Below are 24329 nucleotides of genomic sequence, written 5' to 3'. Positions count from 1 at the left end.
GAATCACGGAGCGCCACGATGTCCATCAGCGACGAACTCGGCCGCCTCGGCGAACTGCACCAGCGCGGCGTGCTGACCGACGACGAATTCACCCGCGCCAAGGCGCGCGTGCTCAACGGCGTTGCGTCGTCCACCGCAGCCGGCGGGAGCGCCGCGGTCGCGGCGCTGAACGCGCTGCGCCGCAGCCGCACCGACCGTTGGCTGGGCGGCGTGTGCGGCGGCCTGGCGGATTTCACCGGCCTGGCCGCCTGGGTCTGGCGCCTGGCCTTCACGCTCCTGATGCTGTGCGCCGGCACCGGCGTGCTGATCTACCTGCTGATGTGGATCTTCGTGCCCGAGGCGGAAGCGCCGCTGGTCAACGGCCAGGGCCGGCCGGCCTGAGCGCGACGACCGCGGCGCCGCGCGCCGGGCCGCGGCCGCCGGCGAGCCGCTGCCTGAGGTAGTCGTGCAGCCGCACGTGCTGGCTGAACACCACGTTGAAGCGCAGGTGCTCGCTGGGCGCCCCGTCGGCATGGAAGCTCGAGCCGCGCGCCAGCAGGATGCCGCTGGCAAAGGCGTCCTTGGCCAGCTGGTCGATGTCGACGCCGCCCGCAACGCGCGCCCACAGGAACAGGCCGCCTTCGCCGGGGTGGTCGATCTCGATGCCGCAGTCGGCGAGCTGGCGTGACGTGAGGCTGCGCGCGTGGCCCAGGCGCTGGTTCAGCCGGTCGATGTGCTTGCGCCAGCGCCCGGTGGCGAGCAGCTCGAGCAGCACGTGCTCGTTGAGCGCCGCGGTCGTCATCACCGACATGATCTTCTCGCGCAGCAGCGGCTTGAGCAGCTCCGGCTCGGCGGCCAGGTAGCCCAGGCGCAGCGCGGGGCTGAGCGCCTTGCAGAAGGTCGAGTAGTAGATGACGCGCGACAGGCCCGCGAGCTGTGCCAGCCGCGGCGGATGGCCGGGATGGAAGTGTCCCTGCACGTCGTCCTCGGCGATCAGGAAGCCGTGGCGTTCGGCGAGCGCCAGCACGCGGTGCAGCGCCCCCGCGCTGGCGCCCCAGCCGGTCGGGTTGTGCAGCACCGACTGCGCGAAGAACAGCCGCGGGCGCCGCGTCTTGCAGGCCTCCTCGAGTGCGGCGAGATCCGGGCCGTCGTGCCGGCGCGGGATCGGCACGACCTGCATGCCGAGGTCGCGCAGGCGCTCGAACAGCAGGAAGTAGCCGGGGTCGTCGACCAGCACCGCGTCGCCGCGCTGAAGGAAGCAGCGGCAGATCAGGTCGATCGCGTGCGTGCCGCCGTAGGTGGTGAGCACGCGCGAGGCGTCGACCGGGATGCCTTGTGCGCGCATCATCAGCGCGAGCCGCTCGCGCAGCTCGGGCAGGCCCTGCGGGGGGCAGCGCGCGGCCATGCCGCCGGGGGTCTTGGCCACGGCGCGCTGGACCAGCGAAGGCGGGATGCCTTCTTCCAGCCACGACACCGGCAAGGCGCCGCTGCTGGCCGGCAGCACGCCGGAGCGCTGGTCGTGCGCCTGCTGCACGAGCCAAACCGCGTCCTGCTCCTCGCCGGCGGCGAGGGCGGACTCGATGGTCTGCGACGCCGGGCCGGCCGCGACCACGAAGCCGGCGGTGCCGCGCGGCTCGATCAGCGCCTGCGCGACCAGCCGGTCATAAGCCGTCACGACGGTGTTCGCGCTGACGCCGAGCTGGGCGGCGAGCGCGCGGATCGACGGCAGGCGGCTGCCGGCGGGCAGCTGGCCATCGTCGATCAGGCGACGCAGCCGGGCCTCGGTCTGGTCGGCCAGGGGCGTGGGGCTGTCGCGATCGAGCGTGAACACAGGGAAGCGCAGGGTCAGAAGCGATCGGGCCGCAGGGCGCGCCCGGCCCACGGCGCCGCGCCATCATCGCCCATCCATGCCGAGATGCCGGGGTGGGGCAGGTCGGCGCGCCGCAGGCCGATGTCGCGCAGCTCGCGGTCGCTCAGCACGGACAAGGCCTCGGCCGCGAAGCGCTCGCGGCGCTCGGCCGCGAAGCGATCGAGCCGGCGCGCGATGCGGTGGGCCAGCGAGGCCAGGAGGTCGGGCCAGGGCGCGGCCGAAGGGGCACGGGAAGCGAGGGTGTTCATGGCGGTGGCGCAGGGGCGTGCAAGCGTGTCGCCAGCGTAGGCCCTGGGCTGCCGCCGCAACAGCCACAGCGGCCGCGCGACAAGGCGGAACTGTGTGGGTCGCGCGATGGTGACAGCGGCGCGCGCCGCGCTCAGGGACGGGCCGTGCGGTAAGGAGGCGCGCCGGCGGTGCCGACCATCAGCTCGTTGCGCACGCCCTCGACGTCGTCGATGTCGCGCACGATGCGCTCGATCTCGGCGGCCTGTTCGGCCGTGGCGACGCAGCCCTTGAGCCAGACGACGCGGCGCTGCCCCAGCGCCCAGATGCGGGTGGCGTCGAAGCGGCGGGTCGATTCGATCGCGCGCTTGACGCGCGGCACGATCTCGCGGTCGTAGAGGTAGGCGTTGTGCAGCCGGCAGCGCCCGGCCATCCAGCAACTCACGCCGCGCTGCGAGCGGTCGTGGGCCTCGGCGCGGAACTCCTCGTCGGTGTAGGTCGGCGCCTGGGGCTCGGGGCAGCCGGGCAAGCCGTCGGTGACGGCGATGAAGGGGTCGTCGAAGGGGTTGACGCGCGACGGTTCGGCCTGGACTGCCGGGCCTGCCAGCAGCAGTCCCGCGGTGACCGAGCGCGCGATCACCGTCACAAAAGCCGAACGCCGCCGCGGTTCCCCGGGGCGGCGTTCGCGCATGGGGCTCTCCTGGTGGCGAGCCCCGGATTCTGCGCGCGGCGCGCTCAGAACGCGTGGCGCAGGCCGGCCATCACGCCGGTCTGGTTTTCGCCCGGCGCCGGTGCCTGGGCCGTGCCGCTCAGGCCGACCGAGGGCGAGAACTGAGCGGCGCCGTCGTTGCTGAGCGCGCCCAGCGTGACGTAGGCCGCCGTGCGCTTGGAGAACGCGTAGGTGGCGCGCAGCGCGAGCATCTTGCCGTCGTTGTCGTTGTCCTTGAAGGCGAAGTCGTAGTACTGCGCTTCGAAGGTCAGGCTGTCGGTCAGCGGGTGGGCCACCGCCAGCGACCACAGCGTGCTCTTTTGCAGCGCGGGAGCCGCGGTCTCGTTGTCGCGGCGCATGTAGTTGGCGGCGAGCTTGGTCTTGCCGAGCATCACGTAGCCGTTGACCGCGGCGCGCTGGTCGGTCAGGTGGGCCAGGTTGGCCGTCGGCGGCGTGTTGGCGCCACCCTGGAGGCCGCGCTGCTCGTCGATCCAGGCCGCCACGCCCCACAACGACGCGTCGTACTTGGCGACGGCCGACCACGCGTGGCACTCGCGGCCAATGCCGCGCTCGCCGGCGCAGGTGTTGGCGTCGCGCCCGAGGCTGTAGAGCGCGCCGAGCGTGAGGCCGCCGAACTTGCCCTGGTAGGCGAGCGCGTTGTCGACGCGCGGGCCGGCGAGGAAGAGGTCGAACGCGCCGGCGCCGTAGATCTGCGCGAGAAACAGGTCGGTCGACAGCGAGCCGAGCAGGAGCATCGAGTACTGGCGGCCCAGCGACACGGTGCCCCAGTCACTGCTGAGGCCGACGAAGGCCTGGCGGCCGAACAGGCGGTTGCCCTGCTGCATGACGCCGCTGTCGGCGCCGAAGCCGGACTCGAGCGTGAACACGGCCTTCAGTCCGCCGCCCAGGTCTTCGCTGCCGCGCAAGCCCCAGCGCGAGGCCGCCGAGCCGGCGATCGTGGGCATGCGGTACAGCGTGTCGTCGCCGGCGCCGACGTGGTCGAGCCGCTCGACCCCGGCATCAATGAGGCCGTAGAGCGTGACGTTCTGGGCTTGGACAGCGCCGGCGGACAAGGCCAGGGCAGCGGCGGCGATCAAGGTGCGCTTCATCGAAGGGTCTCCTCGTTGGGGTGTGTTGCGAGTGCGCGGTGCGGGCGACGCCGCTTCCTGCGCGGTGCCGGGCGATCCTAGGGAGCGCGCCGCGCGAGGCTTGGATAGATGCGACACCGTGCTGGATGGCACCGTCTGGAGTGTAGTGACCGATAGTGGACTGTCAAGTACAGTAATTCTGCCCGACGACGGTGCGCGCCTTTACGGCGTCTTTACGCCCGCCGCCGCGGTCTTGATCCCTCGCTGACGCCCTCGTGCGCAGACTGATCGGCATCGAAACGGATGCCCCGAAAGGGGAGCTTGCATGGACATCGTCTACATCGCCGCGCTGGCCGCACTGGCGGGCTCGGCCGTCGCGCTGGCGTTGGGCTGCGCGAGGCTGCTGGGAGGCCAGGCATGAGCGCGCTGTATGTGATCGGCGGTGTCATCGCCGTCGGGCTGGCGGCCTACCTCGTGTTCGCGCTGCTGTGCGCCGAGGAGATCTGACATGACCACCTCGAGCTGGATGCTGCTGGCCGTCTACGCCGTCCTCGTGCTGGCGATTGCCTGGCCGCTGGGCGGCTACATCGTGCGCGTCGTCGAGGGCCGCCTGCGCTGGGTGGCGCCGATCGAGCGCGGCCTGTTCCGACTGGCGGGCGTCAACCCCGACGCCGAGACCGGCTGGCTGCGCTATGCGATCGGCCTGCTGATCTTCAACGCCCTCGGCCTCGCGGCCGTGTATGCGCTGCAGCGGCTGCAGGGCGTGCTGCCGCTGAACCCGCAGGGCTTCGGCGCGGTGACGCCGGATTCGTCGTTCAACACCGCGGTGAGCTTTGTCACCAACACCAACTGGCAGGGCTACGGCGGCGAGTCGACGATGAGCTACCTGACCCAGATGCTGGCGCTGACGGTGCAGAACTTCCTGTCGGCCGCCACCGGCATTGCCGTCGCCATTGCCCTGATCCGCGGCTTTGCGCGCGCCAGCGTGGCGTCGATCGGCAACGTCTGGGCCGACCTCACGCGCATCACGCTGTGGCTGCTGCTGCCCATTTCGTTCGTGCTGGCGCTGTTCTTCGTCGGCGAAGGCGTGATCCAGAACTTCGATGCCTACCGCGAGGCGACGCGCATCGAGGCGGTGGACTACCAGGCGCCCAAGCTCGACGCGCAGGGCCAGCCGGTGGCCGATGCCGAGGGCAAGCCGGTGACCGAGACCGTCAAGGCGACAACCCAGACGCTGGCGATGGGGCCGGTGGCCTCGCAGCTGGCGATCAAGATGCTGGGCACCAACGGCGGCGGCTTCTTCAACGCCAACTCGGCCCATCCCTACGAGAATCCGACGCCGCTGTCGAACCTGGTGCAGATGCTGGCGATCTTCGCGATCCCTGCCGCGCTGTGCTTCACGTTCGGGCAGATGGTCGGCGACCGGCGCCAGGGCATCGCGGTGTTCGCCGCGATGGCGGCGCTGTTCACGGTGTTCGCGATCGGCGCGATGGCCTTCGAGCAGCAGGGCAATCCGCACATCGCCGCGCTCGGCGTCGACCAGGCGGCCACGGCGTTGCAGTCGGGCGGCAACATGGAAGGCAAGGAGGTGCGCTTCGGCATCGGCCAGTCAGGCCTGTTCGCCGCGATCACGACGGCCGCCTCGTGCGGCGCTGTGATCGCGATGCACGACTCCTTCACGCCGTTGGGCGGCGCGGTGCCGATGGTGCTGATGCAGCTCGGCGAGGTGGTGTTCGGCGGCGTCGGCTCGGGCCTGTACGGCATGCTGGTGTTCGCGATCCTCGCGGTCTTCCTGGCCGGCCTGATGATCGGCCGCACGCCCGAGTACCTGGGCAAGAAGATCGAGGCGCGCGAGATGAAGATGGTCTCGATCGCCATCCTCGTGACGCCGATCCTGGTGCTGGCCGGCACCGCGATCGCGGTGACGAGCGGCGCCGGCCGCGCCGGCATCGCCAACCCGGGCGCGCACGGCTTCAGCGAGATCTTCTATGCGCTGAGCTCGGCCGCCAACAACAACGGCAGCGCCTTCGCAGGGCTCTCGGCCAACACGCCCTTCTACAACGTGCTGCTTGCGCTGGCGATGTGGTTCGGCCGCTTCGGCGTGATCGTGCCGGTGCTGGCGATCGCCGGCGGCCTGGCGGCCAAGAAGCGCATTGCGGTGACCGAAGGGACCATGCCCACCCATGGTCCGCTGTTCGTGGCGCTGCTGATCGGCACCGTGCTGCTGGTCGGCCTTCTCAACTACGTGCCCGGCCTGGCGCTGGGGCCTGTGATCGAGCACCTGGTGCTCTGGTCGGGCCGCTGATGCGCAGGAGGGCTGCAACATGACACGCAAGACCTTCTCCCTGTTCGATCCGGCGCTGGTCAAGCCGGCCCTGGTGGACGCGCTTCGCAAGCTCGATCCGCGGGTGCAATGGCGCAATCCGGTGATGTTCGTCGTCTATGTCGGCAGCGTCCTGACCAGCGCGCTGGCGCTGCAGGCCGCGGTCGGTCGCAGCGAGGCGCCGTTCGGCTTCGTGCTCGCGGTGGCACTGTGGCTGTGGTTCACGGTGCTGTTCGCCAACTTCGCCGAGGCACTTGCCGAGGGCCGCAGCAAGGCGCAGGCGCAAAGCCTGCGCGGGCTGAAGAAGCAGACCTGGGCCAAGAAGCTCGACGTACCCAGGAGCCATGAGGAAGGCCGGCCGCTGTTCGGCACGCCCTGGCACACGCTCGAGGCCGACAAGCTTCGCCGCGGCGACATCGTGCAGGTCGCCGCGGGCGAGCTGATCCCGGCCGACGGCACCGTGATCGAAGGCGTCGCCACGGTCGACGAAAGCGCGATCACCGGCGAATCGGCGCCGGTGATCCGCGAAAGCGGCGGCGACTTCTCGGCGGTGACCGGCGGCACACGCGTGATGAGCGACTGGATCATCGTGCGCGTCGACGTGAACCCGGGCGAGACCTTCGTCGACCGCATGATCGCAATGGTCGAGAACGCCAAGCGCCGCAAGACGCCCAACGAGATCGCGCTGACCATCCTTCTGGTCGCGCTGACCCTGGTGTTCCTGGTCGTGACCGTGACGCTGCTGCCGTTCTCGATCTTCAGCGTCGAGGCGGCGGGCGCCGGCGCGCCGATCACGATCACCGCGCTGGTCGCGCTGCTGGTGTGCCTGATCCCGACCACGATCGCCGGGCTGTTGTCAGCCATCGGTGTGGCCGGCATGAGCCGCATGATGGCGGCCAACGTGATCGCCACCTCGGGCCGCGCGGTCGAGGCGGCCGGCGACGTCGATGTGCTGCTGCTCGACAAGACCGGCACCATCACGCTCGGCAACCGTCAGGCCAGCGCCTTCCTGCCGGCGCCGGGCGTCACCGAGCAGGAGCTCGCCGACGCCGCCCAGCTCGCCTCGCTGGCCGACGAGACGCCCGAAGGCCGCAGCGTGGTCGTGCTTGCGAAGCAGAAGTTCAACCTGCGCGAACGCGACCTCGAGCGTCTGGGGGCGCACTTCATCCACTTCAGCGCGCAAACGCGCATGAGCGGTGTCGCGCTGTCGGGACGCACCATCCACAAGGGCGCCGGCGACGCGATCCGCAAGCATGTCGAGTCGCAAGGCGGCACCTGGCCCCAGGCGCTTCAGACGCAGATCGACGACGTCGCCCGGCGCGGTTCGACGCCGCTGGTGGTGGCCGACGGCGCGCGCGTGCTCGGCGTCATCGAGCTCAAGGACATCGTCAAGGGCGGCATCAAGGAGCGCTTCGCCCAGCTGCGCCGCATGGGCATCAAGACGGTCATGGTCACCGGCGACAACCGGCTCACCGCTGCGGCGATCGCCGCCGAGGCGGGTGTCGACGACTTCCTCGCCGAAGCCACGCCCGAGGCCAAGCTGACGCTCATCCGCTCGCACCAGGGCGAGGGCCGCATGGTCGCGATGACCGGCGACGGCACCAACGACGCGCCGGCGCTCGCGCAGGCCGACGTCGCGGTGGCGATGAACAGCGGCACCCAGGCCGCCAAGGAGGCCGGCAACATGGTCGACCTCGACAGCAACCCGACCAAGCTGATCGAGATCGTCGAGACCGGCAAGCAGATGCTGATGACGCGCGGCGCGCTCACCACCTTCAGCGTCGCCAACGACATCGCCAAGTACTTCGCGATCATCCCGGCGGCCTTCGTCGCCACCTATCCGCAGCTCGGCGCGCTCAACGTGATGCACCTGGCCAGCCCGGCCAGCGCGATCCTGAGCGCGGTGATCTTCAACGCGCTGGTGATCGTGTTCCTGATCCCGCTGGCCTTGAAGGGCATCACCTACCGACCTCTCGGCGCCGCCGCGCTGCTGCGCCGCAACCTGCTGGTGTTCGGCCTGGGCGGCATCGTCGTGCCCTTCGTGGGCATCAAGCTGATCGATCTCGCGCTGGTCGCGCTGCACCTGGCCTGACCTGCGCCCCAAGGAGACCTTTGACCATGAGTTCAACCACCACCCCGAGTGCCTCGCGCGCGGCAGGCGGCCAGGCGGCCCACGCCGGCGACGCGCACGCAGCGCTGTGGCGACCGGCCATCGTGCTGTTCATCGTGCTCAGCGTCGTGACGGGCCTGGCCTATCCGCTGCTGACCACCGGTGCCGCACGGCTGATGTTCCCCGGGCAGGCCGCCGGCAGCCTGCTTGAGCGCGAAGGCAAGCTGGTCGGTTCGCGCCTGATCGGCCAAAGCTTCAGCGACCCGAAGTATTTCTGGGGTCGACCCTCGGCGACCGGACCGATGGCCAGCAACGCGCAAGCCTCCAGCGGCTCGAACCAGGGCCCGCTGAACCCGGCGCTGACCGAAGCCGTCAAGGCGCGCATCGAGGCGCTGCGCGCGGCCGACCCGGACAACCAGCAGTCGGTGCCGGTTGACCTGGTCACGGCATCGGCCAGCGGGCTGGACCCGCACATCAGCCGCGCCGCGGCCGACTACCAGGTCGCGCGCGTCGCGCGGGCGCGCGGCCTGCCGGTCGAGCAGGTGCGCGCGCTGGTCGGCGAGCACACGCAGGGCCGCTGGCTGGGCTTCCTGGGCGAGCCGCGCGTGGAGGTGCTGCCGCTCAACCTCGCGCTCGACGATGCCGCGCGGCATCGCCCCACCAACCCGGGCATGCCGTCAACCACGAGCCGCTGACGCTGCCTAATATCGCGCCATGCTGATCAACTGTGTCGCCTACCAGCAGGGCCGCAAGCTCGCGGACATTCCGGTCGAATCGATCGGCGAGTACGTGCGCCGGCCGGAGTGTTTCGTCTGGGTCGCGTTGGCGGACGCGAGCGACGCCGAGCTGGCGCACGCGCAGCGCGAGTTCGACCTCCACCCGCTGGCGGTCGAAGACGCGAGCCACGGCCACCAGCGACCCAAGATCGAGGAGTACGGCGACCAGTTGTTCGCCGCGATGCACCTGGTCGAGATCCAGGGCCTGGAGCTCAACCTCGGCGAGGTCAATGTCTTCGTCGGCCAGAACTTCGTGCTGTCGGTGCGCAACCGCAGCGCCAAGGGCTTCCTGGGCGTGCGTGCGCGCGCCGAGCGCGAGCCCGAGCTGCTGCGCTACGGCTCCAGCTATGTGTTCTATGCGTTGATGGACGCGGTGGTCGACCGCTACTTTCCGGTGATTGACGAACTCGAGGCCGAGCTCGAGGCGATCGAGGAGAAGATCTTCGAGCCGGGTGCGGCGCGAGGCAACGTCAAGCGCCTGTACGAGCTCAAGCGGCGCGTCACGGTGCTGCGCCATGCGGTCGCGCCGCTGCTCGAGGCGGTCGGCAAGCTGTACGGCGGGCGCGTGCCGGCACTGTGCACGCAGACGCAGGACTACTTCCGCGACGTCGCCGACCACCTTGCGCGCATCAATGCCGCGATCGACGGCATCCGCGACACGATCGGCATCGCGATCCAGGTCAACCTGTCGATGGTGACGATCGAGGAAAGCGAGACCACCAAGCGGCTGGCGGCCTGGGCCGGCATCTTCGCGGTCGCGACCGCCTTCGCCGGCATCTGGGGCATGAACTTCGAGGTGATGCCCGAGCTCAAGTGGCGCTGGGGCTATCCGTTCGCGCTCGGCGTGATCACGCTGGCCTGCGTGCTGCTGTGGCGCCGCTTCCGCCGCGCCGGCTGGCTCTGAATCCCAGATGACCGAACAGCGACCCGACCCCGACGCGCTGCTCGAGCGCGTCCAGGCCGAGGAGGCGCAATCGCGCCGCGGCCGCCTCAAGATCTTCTTCGGCGCGAGCGCCGGCGTCGGCAAGACCTTCGCAATGCTCTCGGCGGCGCGCGCGGCACGCACGCAAGGCGTCGACCTGCTGGTCGGCCTGATCGAAACGCACCGCCGCCGCGAGACCGAGGCGCTGCTCGAGGGCATGCCGCTGTTGCCGCGCCGAACGGTTGCGTACCGCGACCGGCTGCTCGACGAGTTCGATCTCGACGCGGCGCTGGCGCGCAGGCCGGCGCTGATCCTCGTCGACGAGCTGGCGCACAGCAACGCGCCGGGCTCGCGCCACCCCAAGCGCTGGCAGGACGTCGACGAGCTGCTCGGGGCAGGTATCGATGTCTGGACGACGATGAACGTCCAGCATCTCGAGAGCCTGAACGACATCGTCAGCGGCATCACCGGCGCGCGCGTCGGCGAGACCGTGCCCGACCACGTGTTCGACGAGGCCGACGAGGTGGTCGTCGTCGACCTGCCGCCCGACGAGCTGCTGCAGCGCCTCAGGGACGGCAAGGTCTACCTCGGCCCGCAGGCCGAGCGAGCGGCGGCGAACTTCTTCCGCAAGGGGAACCTGCTGGCGCTGCGCGAACTCGCGCTGCGCCGTACCGCCGATCGCGTCGACGACGAAATGCGCAGCTACCGCCGCGAGCGCTCGGTGTCGGCCGTGTGGCCCACGCGCGAGGCACTGCTGGCCTGCGTGGGTCCCGGCGCGCAAGGCGAGAAGATCGTGCGCGCGACGGCGCGGCTGGCCGGCCAGCTCGACGTCGAGTGGCACGCGGTCTACGTCGAGACGCCGGCGCTTCAGCGCCTGGCGCAGCCGCGGCGCGACGCGATCCTGCGCGTGCTGCGCCTGGCGCAGGAACTGGGCGCGACCACCGACACGCCGGCCGGCGATGACGTCGCGGCCACGCTGGTGCGCTACGCGCGCGCGCACAACCTCGCGCGCCTGGTCGTGGGGCGCAGCGGCCGCAGGCGCTGGCCGTGGAAGCCGCCGCTCGCCGCGCGGCTCGCGGCCGCGGCGGGCGACCTCGATGTCGTGCAGATCGCCCGCGCGCCCGGCAGCGAGAGCAGGCCGGCGGCCGGCGTCGAGGCGTCGCCCACCGGCATCCGCTGGCGCACTTACTTCGCCAGCGCCGCGATCTGCGGCGCCGCGGCGCTGCTGGCCACGCCGCTGCTGCCGCTGTTCGAGCTGGTCAACCTGGTAATGCTGTTCCTGCTCGCGGTGGTGATCGTCGCGGTGCGCTATGGCCGCGGGCCGGCAGTGATGGCGGCTTTCCTGAGCGTGGGCGTGTTCGACTTCTTCTTCGTGCCGCCGCGCTTCTCGCTCGCGGTCAGCGACGTGCAGTACGTGCTGACCTTCGCGGTGATGCTGGTCGTCGCGCTGGTGATCGGCCAGACCACCGCCAACCTGACCTACCAGGCGCGCGTCGCGACGCGTCGCGAACAGCGCGCGCGTGCGCTGTACGAGATGTCGCGCGACCTGTCGGCGGCGCTTTTGCCGGAGCAGGTGGCCGAGATCGCGGGGCGCTTCGTCGAGGCCGAGTTCGACGCGCAGGGCGCCTTGCTGCTCGCGGGCGACGACGACCGCCTCGGCGCGCCGCTGCCCGCGCCCGAGCTGCCGGCCGCGCTCGACGCCGACATCGCGCGCTGGAGCCACGACCGCGGCGAGCCCGCCGGCTTTGCCACCGACACGCTGCCGGGCAGCCCGGTGCTCTACCTGCCGTTGAAGGCGCCGATGCGCGTGCGCGGCGTGCTGGCGGTGCAACCGCGGCGCAGCGCGAGCCGGCTGCAGATCCCCGAGCAGCGCCGGCTGATCGAGACCTGCGCATCGCTGCTGGCGATCTCGGTCGAGCGGCTGCACTACGTCGAGGTGGCGCAGCGCACCACGCTGCAGATGGAAGGCGAGCGGCTGCGCAACTCGCTGCTGTCGGCGCTGTCGCACGACCTGCGCACGCCGCTGACCTCGATCGTCGGGCTGGCCGAGACGTTGCAGGCCGGCGATGCGGCGCTCGCGCCGGCGCAGCGCGAGATGGCGCAGGGACTGGTGGCCGCCGGCCGGCAGATGCAGACCCTGGTGCACAACCTGCTGGACATGGCGCGCCTGCAAGGCGGCGCGCTGCGCCTCAAGCGCGACTGGGTCGCGATCGAGGAGGTGATCGACAGCGCGATCCGCTCCCTCGGCAGCGCTCTCGAAGGCCGGCCGCTGCGCCTGGCGCTGCCCGCCGACCTGCCCCTCGTGCAGCTGGACGCCGTGCTGGTCGAGCGCGTGATCGCCAACCTGCTCGAGAACGCCAGCAAGTACACGCCGCCCGGCAGCGAGATCGAGGTGGCGGCGCAGCTCGAGTCGCCGCAGCGGCTCGTGGTCTCGGTGCGCGATCGGGGCCCAGGCGTGCCGCCGGGGCGCGAAGCCGCGATCTTCGAGGCGTTCACGCGCGGTGCGTCCGAGTCGTCGACGCCAGGCGTGGGACTCGGGCTTGCAATCGCGCGCACGATCGTCGAGGCCCACGGCGGCGGCATCGAGGCGCAGCAGCGCGCCGGCGGCGGCGCCGAGTTCCGCTTCTGGCTGCCGCTGGGCGAGGCGCCGGAGCGCCCGCCCGAGCTCGCCGCCGATACTTGAGTCATGATCGACGCGCAACACGACCACCCGGTGGCCCTGATCGTCGAGGACGACGCGCAGATCCGCCGCTTCGTGCGCCTCGCGCTCGAGTCCGAGGGCTGGCAGGTCGCCGAAGCCCCGACGCGCGAGCGCGGGCTGATCGAGTCCGGCACGCGCCGGCCCGACCTCGTGATCCTCGATCTCGGCCTGCCCGACGGCGACGGCCTGGGCCTGGTGCGCGAGCTGCGCGGCTGGTCGGGGGTGCCGGTGATCGTGCTGTCGGCGCGCGACCGCGAGGACGACAAGGTCGCCGCGCTCGATGCCGGCGCCGACGACTACCTGACCAAGCCCTTCGGCGTCGGCGAGCTGCTGGCGCGCACGCGGGCGCAACTGCGCCGCTGGCGATCGCAGGGCGGCAGCGCCGACGAATCCTCGCTGGTGCGCTTCGGCGATGTGGAGGTCGACCTCGCCGCGCGCCGTATCACGCGCGGCGGCGAAGAAGTCCACCTCACGCCCACCGAGTACCGCCTCCTGGGCGTGCTGGTCGCCAACGCCGGCCGGGTGGTCACGCAGCGCCAGCTGCTGCGCGAGGTCTGGGGCAAGGCCTACGACGAGCAGACGCACTACGCGCGCATCGTTGTCGCCAACCTGCGCCGCAAGCTCGAGGCCGAGCCGGCGCGGCCGAAGCACCTGCTCACCGAGCTGGGCGTCGGGTACCGGTTGATGACCGACTGATCACTTCAGCCCGCCGGACAGGAACCGCGCCAGCCGCTCGCTGCGCGGGCGCACCAGCACCTCGCGCGGCGGTCCTTGCTCCTCGATGCGCCCCTGATGCAGGAACACCGCGTGGTTGGAAACCTCGCGCGCGAAGCCCATCTCGTGCGTCACGACGATCATCGTGCGGCCCTCGGCCGCGAGGTCGCGCATGACCTTCAGCACCTCGCCGACCAGCTCGGGATCGAGCGCCGAGGTCGGCTCGTCGAACAGCATCACCTCGGGGTCCATCGCCAGCGCGCGCGCGATCGCCACGCGCTGCTGCTCGCCGCCCGAGAGATGAACCGGGTACATGGCGCGGCGGTGCGCAACGCCCACGCGTGCGAGCAGCGCCTCGGCGCGCTCGGTGGCTTCGGCGCGGCTCTTGCCGAGCACGTGCATCGGCGCCGCGGTCACGTTCTCGAGCGCGGTCAGGTGCTGCCAGAGGTTGAAGTTCTGGAACACCATCGCCAGCCGCGCGCGCCAGCGCTGCAGCTGCTTCGCGTCGCGCGCCCGCAAGCCGCCGCCGTGGCCGGGCACCAGCGCGAGCGTCTCGCCGCCCATCGACAGGCTGCCCGCGTCGGGCGCCTCGAGGAGGTTCAGGCAGCGCAGCAGCGTGGTCTTGCCCGAACCGGAGGAGCCGACCAGCGTGATCACGTCGCCGGCGCGCGCCTCGAGCGTGATGCCGCGCAGCACCTCGTGCGTGCCGAAGCGCTTGTGCAGGTCGCGGGCGGCGAGGCGGGGCAGCGGCTCAGCCATGGCGAGTGATCGGGGCGAGCCATCGCCGCTCGGCCAGGCGCAGCAGGCCCACCAGCGCCAGCGTCACCGCGAGGTAGATCGCGCCGGCGGTCACGAAGGCCTCGAACGGCAGGTAGTGGCGCGAGTTGACCTCGCGCGCGACGCCGGTGAGATCGAGCAGCGTGACGACGCTGGCCAGCGAGGTGCCGTGCAGCATCAGGATCACCTCGTTGCCGTAGGCCGGGATCGATCGGCGCAGCGCGGCCGGCAGCACGATGCGCCTGAGAACGACCCGGCGCGACATGCCGAAGGCACGCGCCGCCTCGATCTCGCCGGCCGGCAGCGCCTTGATCGCGCCGGCCAGGATCTCGGTCGTGTAGGCGCAGGTGTTGATCGCGAACGCGAGCACGGCGCAGAACGCCGCGGACTGCAGCCACGGCCAGGCAAAGCTCTCACGCACGAAGGCGAACTGCGCGAGGCCGTAGTAGATGATGAACAGCTGCACGAGCAAGGGCGTGCCGCGGATCACGTAGGTGAACAGCCAGACCGGGCCGTGCAGCCAGCGCTGCGGCGCGACGCGCAGCAGCGAAAGCGGCAGCGCGGCCACGCCGCCGATCACCAGCGCGGCGAGCAGCAGCCAGGCCGTCGTCGCCAGGCCGGCGAGATAGAGCGGCCAGCTCTGCGCGATCGCCTCGAAGTTCATGGCGCCGCGCTCCGCGTGCCGACCGCCACGCGCCGGCCCAGCCACGCGAACCCCAGCTCCGACAGCGAGGTCATCGCGAGGTAGAGCAGGGCCACCGCGCCATAGAAGACGAAGGGCTCGCGCGTCGCGCCGGCGGCGTGGCCGGCGCGCTGCATCATGTCGTTCAGGCCGATCACCGAGACGATCGCGGTGCTCTTGAGCAGCACCAGCCAGTTGTTCGACAGCGCCGGCAGCGCATGGCGCAGCATCTGCGGCAGCTCGACATGCGCGAGCGACTGCCAGCGCGTCATGCCGAAGGCCAGCGCCGCCTCGCGCTGGCCCGCGGGCACCGCGAGGAAGGCGCCACGGAAGGTCTCGGTCAGGTAGGCGCCGAAGATGAAGCCGATCGTGAGCACGCCGGCAACGAAGGGATCGACGTCGATGTAGTCCTCGTGGCCGACGCGCGCGGCGATCTCGTTGACCGCGAGCTGGCCGCCGAAGAACACCAGCAGCATCAGCACCAGGTCGGGCACGCCGCGCATCACGGTGGTGTAGAGCGAGGCGAGGGCGCCGGCCGCGCGCGAGCGCGAGAGCTTGGCGCTGGCGCCCGCCAGGCCGAGGGCGACCGCGATCGCCAGCGAGGACAGCGCGACGCCGAGCGTCAGCGCGGCGCCTTCGAGCAGCGACGCGGTGTAACCGTGCAGCACTAGGGCCTGTCAACGCTATGGGAGGGCTCGCGCCGGGGGCAGGCGGGCCGCAGGGCAAGGCGCGCGCGAGGCCGCGTGCTGGCTGCACGCAACGAGCGCGCAACACGGCCCTGCGGCCCGCCTGCCCCGGCCCTTTGCTGAGTCACGCGAGCCCTCCCATAGCGTCAACAGGCCCTATTTCCCGGTGGCCGGCGGATCGCCGTACACATCGAAGTTGAAGTAGCGCTCGGCGATCTTCTGGTACGTGCCGTCGGCGCGGATCGCGCGCAGCGCGTCGTTGAAGCGCGCCGCCAGCGCGGTGTCCGACTTGCGCAGCGCGATGCCCGCGCCGATGCCGAAGTAGCTCGGCTCGGTGTAGAGCGGCCCGAAGAACGCGAAGCCCTTGCCCTGCGGCGTCTTCAGGAGGCCGACCTCGGTGGCGATCGAGTCGGCCAGCGCCGCGTCGATGCGCCCGGCCGCGAGATCGAGGTAGACCTCGTCTTGCTTGGTGTAGCGCACGATCTCGGCGCCGATGAACTTGTCGGTCGCGTAGCGGTCGTGGATGGTCGAGCGCTGCACGCCGATGCGCTTGCCCTTCAGGCCCGCCGGCGTGGTCTCGAAGCCTGCGCCGGCCTTGGCGACCAGGCGCGCCGGGGTCTGGTAGTACTTGTCGGTGAACAGCACCTGCTTCTGGCGCTCGGGCGTGATCGACATCGAGGCGATGATGGCGTCGAACTTGCGCGCCGCAAGCGCGGGGATCATGCCGTCGAAGTCCTGCTGCACCAGACTGCACTGCGCCTTCATCCGCGCGCACAGCGCGTTGGCGATGTCGATGTCGAAGCCCTTGAGCTTGCCGTCGGGGCCGACCTCGGAGAACGGCGGATAGGCGCCTTCGACGCCGATGCGCAGCCGCGTGGGGCCGTCGGCGGCATGTCCGCCGGTGCCGGCCAGGACGAGCAGGGAGGCGAGGGCGATCAGCAGGCGTCTTTGCATGGCGGCTCGGGTGCGGCTCAGGTGGAGGTCAGCGGCCGGTAGAACGGGCGACCCATGCGCACCGGCGTGATGTCGAGGTAGAGATTGACCACGGTGTAGTCCTCGCCGCCGAAGGCGCCGGTGTACCAGCCGCGGCTGTCCGGGCCACGGTAGAGGCGGAACTCGAAGCCGAGCGCCGCGTCGGCCTCGCTGGCGGCCTGGCGCAGCGCGCGGCCGTCGAAGGCCAGCCCGTAGAGCTCGCTGTCGCGGTTGTCGATCAGGTTGCCCATCGCGTTGACGATGGTCGAGTCGCCCAGCATGTCGGTGTAGAAGGGCGCGCGCTGGTGGTAGGGCTTGAAGTCCGCGCGGGAGGCGTCGATCACCGGCTCGGTGAGTTTCTGCGGCGACGGTGTCGTGACGCCGGTGGCGAGGTCATGGCGGTCGCCGCGGTCGAGGTAGCTCAGGCGCGCGCCGCGCAGGTTGAAGGCCGGCAGCGACGGATCGTGCCGGGCGTGCGTCAGGTCGACCAGCAGGGCGCCCTTGCCGCCAATGATCTCGATCTCGCTGCCTTCGATGATTGCGGCGGTGTTCTCGTCGATGCCCAGGCCGAGCCGCAGGCCTTGCTGCCACATCACCGGGATGATGCGGCCGATGCGCCCGCGCTTGAGGAAGTGCTGGTCAATGAACAGCTCATGGCCGATGAAGCCCAGCCCGTGATCGATCTCGCGGCCCATGCGCGCGCCGGCCTTGAGCACGCGCAGGTTGTCCTGCGCGTCGCGGATCATCGTGCTGCTCATCACCGCGGCCCCGGCGCTGGTGCCGGCGACGACGCCGCCGCGCAGCTGCAGCTCGCGGATCGCGTCGAGCAAGGGCGTGCTGCCGCCGTCAGGGGCGAGTGTCGAGGTGATGCGCTCCTGGGCACCGCCGGAGAAGAACACGCCCTGGGCGTTGCGCACTTCCTCGACGATACGCGGGTCGCGCACCGCCTGGGCGAGGTCCACGTCCGGCCAGCTCGGCGCGACGGGCAGGACCTCGACTTGCGCGCCTTCGCGCATCAGCGCGTTCGCGATGCCGACCGCGACACGCTGCGGCCGGCCGGCGGCCGTGGGCAGCACGACCCAGCCCGAACCGGCCCCGCCGGTGAGCTGCACCAGCCGCGCCCAGACTTCGGTGTTGCTGAACTTGAGCGCGCCGCCGATGGGCACCGCGATGCCGGCGTGCGAGACGCCCGCCGCCGGCGCGGCCGCGGCCTGCACATCGGACGCGCGCGCGGCGCCGCCCAGGCCGGCCAGCGGGCTGGCGGCGGCCAGGCGCAAGGCGGTGCGGCGGGTCAGGGAAGGGTTGTCCTTGCTCACGGCCCGCATCTTGACATCGAAGACGCTCAGCCGGCCGGCGCGAGCCGCTCGTCGAGCGCGACGCGCTGGTCGAACACGAAGCACTCGCCGTCGAAGTGCCGCCCGCCGACCTGCTCGAAGTACCTGAGGATGCCGCCGTCGAGCTGCAGCACGTGCTCCAGGCCTTGCTCCCGCATCAGCAGCGCGGCCTTTTCGCAGCGGATGCCGCCGGTGCAGTAGCTCACGACGGTCTTGCCGCGCAGCGAAGCGGCATGCGCTTCGAGCGCGGCGGGAAACTCGCCGAAGCGCGAGAGCCGCCAGTCGAGGGCGCCGCGAAAGCGCCCGGCGTCGACCTCGAAGCCGTTGCGCGTGTCGAGCATCACCAGCTCGCGTCCGGCATCGTCGCGCCCGGCGTCGAGCCAGCGCGCGAGCGTGGCGGCATCGACGGCCGGCGCGCGTCCCGCCGCGGGGCGGATGGCCGGGCGGTCCATGCGGATGATCTCGCGCTTGATGCGCACGCGCAGGCGGCGAAACGGCGTCGCGGCGCTCCAGCTCTCCTTGACCTCGAGATCGGCGAAGCGTGGGTCGCCGCGCAGCTCGGCCGCGACGAAGTCGCGCACCGCCGCCGCATCGCCGGCGAGAAACAGGTTGATGCCTTCTTCGGCCAGCAGGATCGTGCCGCGCAGCGCGCTCGCCGAAGCGGCGTCGAGCAGGCGCTGGCGCAGCGCGGGCAGTTCGTCGAGGGCAACGAACTTGTAGGCGGCGATGTTGAGCACGTCGGTCATGGGGGTCGAGATTTTAGGAGGCGTGCGGCCTTCGCTCTTGCGCCCGGCGTGCGCCGCCGCTACTGTTGGCGCCTCCACGGCAGCCGGCGCGCCGAAGCGCCGGTGGAGGGCCCCATGCACTTGCTGATCCTCGGTGGCACCCGTTTCCTCGGGCGGGCGTTGGTCGACGCCGCGCTCGAGCGCCGGCACAAGCTCACGCTGTTCCATCGTGGCAAGACGGCACTCGAGCCGCCGCTGCCGCAGGTCGAGGAGATCCTCGGCGACCGCAACACCGACCTCGAGCGCCTGCGCGGCCGCCGCTGGGATGCGGTGATCGACACCTGCGGCTACCTGCCGCGCGAGCTGCGCGCCTCGACCGCGGCGCTCGGCGACGAGGTCGAGTGCTACGTGTTCGTCTCGTCGGTCTCCGTGTACGCGGCGCCCGAACCCGGGGCCGACGAGCATGCGCCGCTGTCGATGCCCGACGACCATGCCAACGAGACGATCGACGGCGACACCTACGGGCCTCTGAAGGCGCAGTGCGAGCACATCGTGCAGGCCGCGTTGCCCGGGCGCGCGCTGATCGTGCGGCCGGGGCTGATCGTCGGGCCCCATGATCCGACCGACCGCTTCACTTACTGGCCCGCGCGGCTGGCGCGGGGCGGCGACGTGCTGGCGCCGGCGCCGGCCGACTCGCGCGTGCAGTTCGTCGACGTGCGCGACCTCGCCGAGTGGATCGTGCGCCTCGCCGAGGCGCGCGCCTGCGGCGTCTTCAACGCGGTCGGCCCCCAGGAGCCGCTGACGATGGGCGAGCTGCTCGGCACCTGCGCGCGCGTGGCCGACAACGGCGCGCGGCTGCAATGGGTCGACGAGGCGCGGCTGCTGGCCGCAGGCGTTGCCCCCTGGACCGAGCTGCCGCTGTGGATCCCGCGCAGCGATCCGCTGCACGCGGGCTTCCAGTCCTTCGATGGGCGCAAGGCCTTCTCGGCCGGCCTGAGCTGCCGGCCGGTCGAGGAGACCGTGCGCGACACGCTGGTGTGGGCGCAGTCGCGCGGCGAGGGCCACGGCTGGCGCGCCGGGCTGGCGCCCGAGCGCGAGCGCGCGCTGCTGGCGGCCTGCGGCGGGGGCGCCGCATGACGGCGGTCTACGAGGGCGGTTGCCAGTGCGGCGCGGTGCGCTGGCGCGGCCGCGGGCCAGTGGCCAACCTGTGCTTCTGCCATTGCGAAAGCTGCCGCCGCGCCAGCGGCGCGCCGTTCGTCGCCTGGGGTACCTTCGCGCTGGAGGGCTTTGCCATCGTGCGCGGCGCGCTGGCGCAGCAGTCGTCGTCGGCGCACGTGCGGCGCGGCTTCTGCGGTGCCTGCGGCACCTCGCTGACCTACTTCCATGAAGGGCGGGCGGAGGAGATCGACGTCACGCTGGCCAGCCTGGACGATCCGGCGCGGCTCGTGCCCCAGCGCCACATCTGGGTCGCCGACAAGCTGCCCTGGGTGACGCTGGCCGACGGCCTGCCGCAGTACGAGACCGTGCGCAGCTCGGCCGAGCTGCCGTGATCCCTACACCAAAACGGCGCCCTGATCGGCGACGGCGGCGTTCCTAGAATGCCGCCATGCCATCGTTCGTTCACCTGCGCACCCACACCGAGTTCTCCGTCGTCGATGGCACGCTGCGCGTGGGCGATGCCGTCGCCGCGGCGGCGCGCGACGGCCAGCCGGCGCTGGCGATCACCGACCTCGCCAACCTCTACGGCGCGATCAAGTTCTACAACGCGGCGCGCGGCAAGGGCGTGCAGCCGCTGCTCGGCGCCGACGTCTGGCTCGACGCCGACTCGCCCGACCGGCCGGCCTCGCGCCTGCTGCTGCTGATCCAGGACCGGCGTGGCTACCTCAACCTCAGCGAAATGCTGGCCCATGCCTGGACCGCCAACGTGCAGCGCGGCAACCAGGCGTGCATTCCGTGGCAGTTGCTGGAAGCCAAGTCGGGTGGGCTGATCGCGCTGGCAGGCGCCGAGGCCGGCGCGGTCGGCCAGGCGCTGCTGGCCGGCGACACCGCGCGCGCACGCGCGGTGGCCGAGCGCCTGGCGGGCATCTTCCCCGGCCGCTTCTACATCGAGCTGCAGCGTGCCGGGCGCGCCCACGACGAGACCCACGTGCGCGCCGCGGTGCCGCTGGCCGCCGAACTCGGCCTGCCGGTCGTGGCCACGCATCCGATCCAGTTCCTCGAGCCCGACGACTTCGAGGCGCACGAGGCGCGCGTGTGCATTGCCGAGGGCGAGACGCTGACCAATCCGCGCCGCGTCAAGCGCTTCACGCGCGAGCAGCACTTCAAGACCGCCGAGCAGATGCGCGCGCTGTTCGCCGACATCCCCTCGGCACTCGACAACACGCTGGCGATCGCCAGGCGCTGCGCGCTCACGCTGAAGCTGGGCAAGCCGCAACTGCCCGACTTCCCGACGCCGCTGCGCGACGGCCAACCGATGCCGATGGCCGAGTACTTCCGCGAGGCCTCGCTGGCCGGCCTGGAAGAGCGGCTGGTGCATCTCTACCCCGACGCACAGCAGCGCGAGCGCGAGCGCCCGCGCTACGTCGAGCGGCTCGAGTTCGAGATCGCCACGATCCTGAAGATGGGCTTCCCGGGCTACTTCCTGATCGTGGCCGACTTCATCAACTGGGCCAAGAACAACGGCTGCCCGGTAGGCCCCGGTCGCGGCTCGGGCGCCGGCTCGCTGGTGGCCTATGCGCTCAAGATCACCGATCTGGATCCGCTGCGCTACAACCTGCTGTTCGAGCGCTTCCTGAACCCCGAGCGCGTGTCGATGCCCGACTTCGACATCGACTTCTGCCAGGGCAACCGCGACCGCGTGATCGAGTACGTCAAGCAGAAGTACGGCCGCGACGCGGTCAGCCAGATCGCGACCTTCGGCACCATGGCCGCCAAGGCCGCGCTGCGCGACGTCGGCCGCGTGCTCGGCATGGGCTACGGCCACGTCGACTCGATCGCCAAGCTGATCCCGGCGCCGCCGGGCAAGACGGTCACGCTCGCGCGCGTGCCCGAGAAGCCCGACGCCAGCGTGATCTACGCGCGCAAGGAAGCGCCCGAGATCGAGGAGCGCGAGAAGAAGGAAGAAGAGGTCGCCGAGCTGCTGGCCCTGGCCGAAAAGGTCGAGGGCATGGTCCGCAACATCGGCATGCACGCCGGCGGCGTGCTGATCGCGCCAGGCAAGATCACCGACTTCTGCCCGCTCTACCAGCAGCCCGGCAGCGACAGCGCGGTCAGCCAGTACGACAAGGACGACGTCGAGGCGATCGGCCTGGTGAAGTTCGACTTCCTCGGTCTGGCAACCCTGACCATCCTCGAGATGGCCAAGGAGTTCATCGTCGCGCGCCACGCCGACCGCCGCGATTTCGCCTTCGAGACCCTGCCGCTCGACGACCGCGCGACCTACCGGCTGCTCTCGGAAGGCAAGACGGTCGCGGTGTTCCAGCTGGAATCGCGCGGCATGCAGGGCATGCTGCGCGACGCGCGGCCCAGCGTCTTCGAGGACATCATTGCGCTGGTGGCGCTGTACCGACCGGGCCCGATGGACCTGATCCCGAGCTTTTGCGCGCGCAAGCACGGCAAGGAAGAGGTCGAGTACCCGCACCCGCTGATGAAGGAGGTGCTGGAGGAGACCTACGGGATCATGGTCTACCAGGAGCAGGTGATGCAGGTCGCCCAGCGCCTGGGCGGCTACTCGCTCGGCGGCGCCGACCTGCTGCGCCGCGCGATGGGCAAGAAGAAGCCCGAGGAGATGGCCCAGCACCGCGTGCTGTTCGCCGAGGGCGCGGCCAAGAACGGCATCGACGCCGGCAAGGCCAACGAGATCTTCGACCTGATGGAGAAGTTCGCGGGCTACGGCTTCAACAAGTCGCATGCCGCGGCCTATGCGCTCCTGGCCTACCACACGGCCTGGCTCAAGGTGCATTACCCCGCCGAGTTCTTCGCGGCCAACATGAGCGTGTCGATCGACGACACCGACAAGCTCAAGATCTTCCACGACGACGCGACCCAGAACTTTGGCCTCACGTTCGAGCCGCCCGATGTGAACGCCGGCGTCTACCGCTTCGAGCCGGTCGGCGACCGCACGGTGCGCTATGCGCTGGGTGCGATCAAGGGCACGGGGCAGGGGGCGATCGAGGCCATCGTCGAGGCGCGCGAAGGCCGCGGCAGCGGCCCGTGCGGCGGCGAGTCCGGGCCGTTCAAGAGCTTCTTCGACTTCTGCCGCCGCGTCGATCGCCAGCGCGTCAACAAGCGCGTGGTCGAGGCCCTGATCAAGGGCGGTGCGTTCGACGCGATGGGCGTCGAGCGCGCATCGCTGCTGGCCAGCGTGGGACTGGGTTTCGAGTACGCAGACCTGCAGGTCGCCAACCTCGACCAGGGTGGCTTGTTCGACTTCGGCGACAGCGGCGACGCCTCGCACGGATCGGCCGCGCAGGAACCGGAGCTGGTGGCGATCGAGCCGTGGTCGATCAAGGAACGGCTCACGCACGAGAAGACCGCGCTCGGCTTCTATCTCAGCGGCCACCTGTTCGACGAGAGCGCGCAGGAGGTGCGGCGCTTCGTGCGCACCAAGATCGCCGACCTGCTCGACTCGCGCGAGCCGCAGCTGCTGGCCGGCATCGTCAGCGACCTGCGCTTCGTGAACGGGCAGCGCGGGCGCGTCGCGATCTTCAAGCTCGACGACAAGTCCGAGCCGATCGAGGCGGTGGCCAACGAGGAGCTGATCAACGCCAACCGCGAGATCCTGCGCGACGACGAACTGATCGTCGTGCAGGGCAAGGTGCAGCCCGACCGCTTCTCCGGCGGCCTGCGGCTCAACGTGCAGCAGATCTGGGACCTGGCGGCCGCGCGCTGCAAGTTCGCGCGCTACCTGCGCGTGCCGGTCAACGGATCGGCGCCGCCGGTCGCGCAACTGGTACGCGAGTTCCCGCCGCGCAAGCAGGAGACCGAGCAGGGCGCGCTGGTGCATGGCCTTTCGGTGCGACTGTTCGTCGAACGGCCGAGTGCGCAGGCCGAGCTCGACCTCGGCGACGAGGCACGCTTCTATCCCAGCGACGCGGCACTCGCGCGCTGGCGTGATGCGGCTCACGCCGGCGAGGCGATCGTTGTCTACGAGTGATACCAGGCCCGGCTTTTGTTACACCTTGCCCCGTGCCTGCGGCACACTCTTTCGGCTTGCTGTCGGCGGTTCGCCGGCACGCGGCGTTGACAGTGAACCCAAAGCAACGATTCCGAGGAAAGGGCAATCGATGATCAAGCGAATCTCTGCGGCCGTGGCGCTGGTCGCCTGCGCGGCACTGCCGGCGCAGGCCACCGACGTTGGCGTGTCCGTGAGCATCGGCCAGCCGGGCTTCTACGGGCGCATCGACATCGGCAACTATCCGCAGCCGGCGCTGATCTATCCGCAGCCAATGGTGATCCAGCCGGCGCCGGTCGGCGTGGTGTACCAGCCGATGTACCTCAACGTGCCGCCGGGCCATGCCAAGAATTGGGCCAAGCACTGCGGCCGCTACAACGCCTGCGGCCGGCCGGTGTACTTCGTGAAGAACGAGTGGTACGAGCAGACCTACGTGCCTGCCTATCAGCAGCGCCATGGCGGCGGCAAGGGCAAGGGCGGCGAAGGCCATGGCAATGGCAAGGGCCACGGCAAGGGCAAGGGTCACGACTGATCCACAGGCCTTGCGGCCCGCGGGCATGATG

The 24329-nt window shown here is 71.0% G+C and carries 22 protein-coding genes; 12 read left to right on the top strand and 10 right to left on the bottom strand.

The window, feature by feature from the left end; genetic code table 11:
* Nucleotides 1–18: 18 nt before the first annotated feature.
* A complete protein-coding gene (locus tag ACO2TI_RS02815; RefSeq protein ID WP_423281922.1) occupies nt 19–381 on the top strand; it encodes a PspC domain-containing protein in 363 nt (120 codons plus the stop codon).
* On the opposite strand, the gene ACO2TI_RS02810 is transcribed toward ACO2TI_RS02815, so the two are convergent.
* The 4 genes from ACO2TI_RS02810 to ACO2TI_RS02795 all read right to left on the bottom strand — a co-directional run bounded on the left by ACO2TI_RS02810 (nt 356) and on the right by ACO2TI_RS02795 (nt 3892).
* On the bottom strand, nt 356–1810 hold the full coding sequence (locus tag ACO2TI_RS02810; protein WP_423281921.1) for a PLP-dependent aminotransferase family protein: 1455 nt from the start codon (nt 1808–1810) through the stop codon (nt 356–358). The genes ACO2TI_RS02815 and ACO2TI_RS02810 overlap by 26 nt on opposite strands.
* A 14-nt stretch (nt 1811–1824) precedes the next feature.
* Nucleotides 1825–2097 carry a DUF1127 domain-containing protein gene (locus tag ACO2TI_RS02805; protein ID WP_423281920.1) on the bottom strand — a complete coding sequence of 91 codons (273 nt, stop codon included), beginning with the start codon at nt 2095–2097 and terminating at the stop codon, nt 1825–1827.
* A 131-nt stretch (nt 2098–2228) separates the two neighbouring features.
* Nucleotides 2229–2765 (bottom strand): BON domain-containing protein, encoded by a 537-nt coding sequence (locus ACO2TI_RS02800; protein WP_423281919.1) that lies wholly within the window; start codon nt 2763–2765, stop codon nt 2229–2231.
* A 44-nt stretch (nt 2766–2809) separates the two neighbouring features.
* Nucleotides 2810–3892 (bottom strand): porin, encoded by a 1083-nt coding sequence (locus ACO2TI_RS02795; RefSeq protein ID WP_423281918.1) that lies wholly within the window; start codon nt 3890–3892, stop codon nt 2810–2812.
* Nucleotides 3893–4288: 396 nt separating this feature from the next.
* Between ACO2TI_RS02795 and kdpF the strand changes: the two genes are divergently transcribed.
* Genes kdpF through kdpE form a run of 7 tightly spaced genes read left to right on the top strand, consistent with a single transcriptional unit; the run spans nt 4289 to nt 13399 of the window.
* The gene (gene kdpF, locus ACO2TI_RS02790) at nt 4289–4378 is read left to right on the top strand and encodes a K(+)-transporting ATPase subunit F (RefSeq protein WP_423281917.1); all 90 of its coding nucleotides are present in this window, start codon (nt 4289–4291) and stop codon (nt 4376–4378) included.
* A 1-nt stretch (nt 4379) separates the two neighbouring features.
* Nucleotides 4380–6176: a potassium-transporting ATPase subunit KdpA gene (gene kdpA / locus ACO2TI_RS02785; protein WP_423281916.1), complete on the top strand. Its 1797-nt coding sequence runs from the start codon at nt 4380–4382 to the stop codon at nt 6174–6176.
* A 19-nt stretch (nt 6177–6195) separates the two neighbouring features.
* Nucleotides 6196–8286, top strand: a complete 2091-nt coding sequence (kdpB, locus tag ACO2TI_RS02780) for a potassium-transporting ATPase subunit KdpB (RefSeq protein WP_423281915.1) — start codon at nt 6196–6198, stop codon at nt 8284–8286.
* 26 nt (nt 8287–8312) lie between these two features.
* Complete coding sequence (gene kdpC, locus ACO2TI_RS02775) at nt 8313–8999, top strand: potassium-transporting ATPase subunit KdpC (RefSeq protein WP_423281914.1); 687 nt, start codon at nt 8313–8315, stop codon at nt 8997–8999.
* A 19-nt stretch (nt 9000–9018) separates the two neighbouring features.
* On the top strand, nt 9019–9984 hold the full coding sequence (locus ACO2TI_RS02770; RefSeq protein WP_423281913.1) for a magnesium and cobalt transport protein CorA: 966 nt from the start codon (nt 9019–9021) through the stop codon (nt 9982–9984).
* A 7-nt stretch (nt 9985–9991) separates the two neighbouring features.
* On the top strand, nt 9992–12685 hold the full coding sequence (gene kdpD, locus ACO2TI_RS02765) for a two-component system sensor histidine kinase KdpD (RefSeq protein ID WP_423281912.1): 2694 nt from the start codon (nt 9992–9994) through the stop codon (nt 12683–12685).
* A 3-nt stretch (nt 12686–12688) separates the two neighbouring features.
* A complete protein-coding gene (gene kdpE / locus ACO2TI_RS02760) occupies nt 12689–13399 on the top strand; it encodes a two-component system response regulator KdpE (protein ID WP_423281911.1) in 711 nt (236 codons plus the stop codon).
* Here kdpE and ACO2TI_RS02755 read toward each other — a convergent pair whose 3' ends face one another.
* The 6 genes from ACO2TI_RS02755 to ACO2TI_RS02730 all read right to left on the bottom strand — a co-directional run bounded on the left by ACO2TI_RS02755 (nt 13400) and on the right by ACO2TI_RS02730 (nt 18614).
* Nucleotides 13400–14176: an ABC transporter ATP-binding protein gene (locus tag ACO2TI_RS02755; protein ID WP_423281910.1), complete on the bottom strand. Its 777-nt coding sequence runs from the start codon at nt 14174–14176 to the stop codon at nt 13400–13402.
* Nucleotides 14169–14858, bottom strand: a complete 690-nt coding sequence (locus ACO2TI_RS02750; protein WP_423281909.1) for an ABC transporter permease — start codon at nt 14856–14858, stop codon at nt 14169–14171. The genes ACO2TI_RS02755 and ACO2TI_RS02750 overlap by 8 nt, the downstream gene beginning before the upstream one ends.
* Nucleotides 14855–15544 carry an ABC transporter permease gene (locus ACO2TI_RS02745; RefSeq protein WP_423281908.1) on the bottom strand — a complete coding sequence of 230 codons (690 nt, stop codon included), beginning with the start codon at nt 15542–15544 and terminating at the stop codon, nt 14855–14857. Before ACO2TI_RS02745 ends, ACO2TI_RS02750 begins: the two co-directional genes overlap by 4 nt.
* 174 nt (nt 15545–15718) lie before the next feature.
* Nucleotides 15719–16516: an ABC transporter substrate-binding protein gene (locus tag ACO2TI_RS02740; protein ID WP_423281907.1), complete on the bottom strand. Its 798-nt coding sequence runs from the start codon at nt 16514–16516 to the stop codon at nt 15719–15721.
* 17 nt (nt 16517–16533) lie between these two features.
* Nucleotides 16534–17850 carry a cyanophycinase gene (locus ACO2TI_RS02735; protein WP_423281906.1) on the bottom strand — a complete coding sequence of 439 codons (1317 nt, stop codon included), beginning with the start codon at nt 17848–17850 and terminating at the stop codon, nt 16534–16536.
* A 26-nt stretch (nt 17851–17876) separates the two neighbouring features.
* Nucleotides 17877–18614 (bottom strand): sulfurtransferase, encoded by a 738-nt coding sequence (locus ACO2TI_RS02730; RefSeq protein WP_423281905.1) that lies wholly within the window; start codon nt 18612–18614, stop codon nt 17877–17879.
* 114 nt (nt 18615–18728) lie between these two features.
* Between ACO2TI_RS02730 and ACO2TI_RS02725 the strand changes: the two genes are divergently transcribed.
* The 4 genes from ACO2TI_RS02725 to ACO2TI_RS02710 all read left to right on the top strand — a co-directional run bounded on the left by ACO2TI_RS02725 (nt 18729) and on the right by ACO2TI_RS02710 (nt 24298).
* Entirely contained in the window at nt 18729–19730 is a 1002-nt protein-coding gene (locus ACO2TI_RS02725) for an NAD-dependent epimerase/dehydratase family protein (RefSeq protein WP_423281904.1), read from the top strand.
* Nucleotides 19727–20143 carry a GFA family protein gene (locus ACO2TI_RS02720; RefSeq protein WP_423281903.1) on the top strand — a complete coding sequence of 139 codons (417 nt, stop codon included), beginning with the start codon at nt 19727–19729 and terminating at the stop codon, nt 20141–20143. The genes ACO2TI_RS02725 and ACO2TI_RS02720 overlap by 4 nt, the downstream gene beginning before the upstream one ends.
* A gap of 56 nt (nt 20144–20199) precedes the next feature.
* A complete protein-coding gene (dnaE, locus tag ACO2TI_RS02715) occupies nt 20200–23748 on the top strand; it encodes a DNA polymerase III subunit alpha (protein ID WP_423281902.1) in 3549 nt (1182 codons plus the stop codon).
* Between the two features lie 130 nt (nt 23749–23878).
* Nucleotides 23879–24298, top strand: a complete 420-nt coding sequence (locus ACO2TI_RS02710) for a hypothetical protein (protein ID WP_423281901.1) — start codon at nt 23879–23881, stop codon at nt 24296–24298.
* Nucleotides 24299–24329 lie beyond the last annotated feature (31 nt).

The organism is Caldimonas sp. KR1-144, assembly GCF_049446155.1.
Lineage (GTDB): Bacteria > Pseudomonadota > Gammaproteobacteria > Burkholderiales > Burkholderiaceae_C > Rivibacter.
This window is presented reverse-complemented; position numbering and strand designations above follow the sequence as displayed.

What these genes read in the sequence shown, in the direction of transcription:
- ACO2TI_RS02815 (WP_423281922.1), top strand. Translation starts at nt 19, where the DNA reads ATGTCCATCAGCGACGAACTCGGCCGCCTCGGCGAACTGCACCAGCGC.
- ACO2TI_RS02805 (WP_423281920.1), bottom strand. Translation starts at nt 2,097, where the DNA reads ATGAACACCCTCGCTTCCCGTGCCCCTTCGGCCGCGCCCTGGCCCGAC.
- ACO2TI_RS02800 (WP_423281919.1), bottom strand. Translation starts at nt 2,765, where the DNA reads ATGCGCGAACGCCGCCCCGGGGAACCGCGGCGGCGTTCGGCTTTTGTG.
- ACO2TI_RS02795 (WP_423281918.1), bottom strand. Translation starts at nt 3,892, where the DNA reads ATGAAGCGCACCTTGATCGCCGCCGCTGCCCTGGCCTTGTCCGCCGGC.
- kdpF (WP_423281917.1), top strand. Translation starts at nt 4,289, where the DNA reads ATGAGCGCGCTGTATGTGATCGGCGGTGTCATCGCCGTCGGGCTGGCG.
- kdpA (WP_423281916.1), top strand. Translation starts at nt 4,380, where the DNA reads ATGACCACCTCGAGCTGGATGCTGCTGGCCGTCTACGCCGTCCTCGTG.
- kdpB (WP_423281915.1), top strand. Translation starts at nt 6,196, where the DNA reads ATGACACGCAAGACCTTCTCCCTGTTCGATCCGGCGCTGGTCAAGCCG.
- kdpC (WP_423281914.1), top strand. Translation starts at nt 8,313, where the DNA reads ATGAGTTCAACCACCACCCCGAGTGCCTCGCGCGCGGCAGGCGGCCAG.
- ACO2TI_RS02770 (WP_423281913.1), top strand. Translation starts at nt 9,019, where the DNA reads ATGCTGATCAACTGTGTCGCCTACCAGCAGGGCCGCAAGCTCGCGGAC.
- kdpD (WP_423281912.1), top strand. Translation starts at nt 9,992, where the DNA reads ATGACCGAACAGCGACCCGACCCCGACGCGCTGCTCGAGCGCGTCCAG.
- kdpE (WP_423281911.1), top strand. Translation starts at nt 12,689, where the DNA reads ATGATCGACGCGCAACACGACCACCCGGTGGCCCTGATCGTCGAGGAC.
- ACO2TI_RS02755 (WP_423281910.1), bottom strand. Translation starts at nt 14,176, where the DNA reads ATGGCTGAGCCGCTGCCCCGCCTCGCCGCCCGCGACCTGCACAAGCGC.
- ACO2TI_RS02750 (WP_423281909.1), bottom strand. Translation starts at nt 14,858, where the DNA reads ATGAACTTCGAGGCGATCGCGCAGAGCTGGCCGCTCTATCTCGCCGGC.
- ACO2TI_RS02740 (WP_423281907.1), bottom strand. Translation starts at nt 16,516, where the DNA reads ATGCAAAGACGCCTGCTGATCGCCCTCGCCTCCCTGCTCGTCCTGGCC.
- ACO2TI_RS02730 (WP_423281905.1), bottom strand. Translation starts at nt 18,614, where the DNA reads ATGACCGACGTGCTCAACATCGCCGCCTACAAGTTCGTTGCCCTCGAC.
- ACO2TI_RS02725 (WP_423281904.1), top strand. Translation starts at nt 18,729, where the DNA reads ATGCACTTGCTGATCCTCGGTGGCACCCGTTTCCTCGGGCGGGCGTTG.
- ACO2TI_RS02720 (WP_423281903.1), top strand. Translation starts at nt 19,727, where the DNA reads ATGACGGCGGTCTACGAGGGCGGTTGCCAGTGCGGCGCGGTGCGCTGG.
- dnaE (WP_423281902.1), top strand. Translation starts at nt 20,200, where the DNA reads ATGCCATCGTTCGTTCACCTGCGCACCCACACCGAGTTCTCCGTCGTC.
- ACO2TI_RS02710 (WP_423281901.1), top strand. Translation starts at nt 23,879, where the DNA reads ATGATCAAGCGAATCTCTGCGGCCGTGGCGCTGGTCGCCTGCGCGGCA.